Annotated in this window: 1 pseudogene; it reads right to left on the bottom strand. The window is 57.8% G+C overall.

Annotation, left to right across the window (positions count from 1 at the left end):
• Positions 1–848, bottom strand: a pseudogene (locus tag IVB42_RS14865) (hypothetical protein); the annotation flags it as partial.

Raw genomic sequence — 848 nt, 5'->3', positions numbered from 1 at the left:
GACGTCGAGGTGTTGACGAACGTTGAGTCGTAGATCTCGGCGCCGTTCATCTCATTGATGGCGACTGGAACGCCGTAGCTCGACAGCTTTGTGAACAGGTTCAAATTGGGACGAACTCCGCCCCAGTAGTTCGTCGGGTCCACGCCGGCATGCTCGTAATAGTGATAGCCGAGCACATCGACCTTGACGCCATTCGCCTTCATGAAGTCGATGTAGCCGAACATCGTCGATGTGGTGCCGACGATGCGCCGAAGGTTTCTGCCGGTGTCGCGGCGTACCTGCTCGATCGCGTCCGACATTCCCCGCAAGAGATTGGCGAAGTCGGCCATCGACGGATATGCCGCGAACTCGGCAGAGGTCCACCCCTTGCCGAACAACGGAGAGCCGTTGCCATCACGCACGGTCAGATTGATCTCATTACCAAGTTCCCAGTCGCCGACTGAAGATGCGAACTGCCGAACAAACGCCAGGGTCCGATTGTAGCCCTGGGAGTAGATCGCAGCAGCTTCGCCGGCAGGATACTTGCCGGCGTCGGTCTTGTCGCCCCACATTAGCGGAAGCGCCAGAACAGGTTCAAGAGTGACGCCATAGTTGGCGGCAAGGCCTACGATCGAGGTGAAGCGCGTCGCTACCCATGGATCAGTGTCAGCCGCCAGAGGAATGGTCAGGCGGTATCGCTTGACTTTATGTGCGGCGAGCGTCTTGAAGACGTCCTCGTCATTGATCTGGCGGTACGCCCCGGAGGCGAACATGGAGTGGCCATTGACGCCGATTTGAACTGTCAAGTCTTGTTCCTTGATTGCGCGAGGAAAGAAGAGGACGCCCGACGTTTTGCAGCAGATCTGATT

This window comes from Bradyrhizobium sp. 45, assembly GCF_023073155.1.
GTDB lineage: Bacteria > Pseudomonadota > Alphaproteobacteria > Rhizobiales > Xanthobacteraceae > Bradyrhizobium > Bradyrhizobium canariense_D.
Note: the sequence above shows the minus strand (reverse complement) of the source record. Positions and strands in the feature narration are given on the sequence as shown.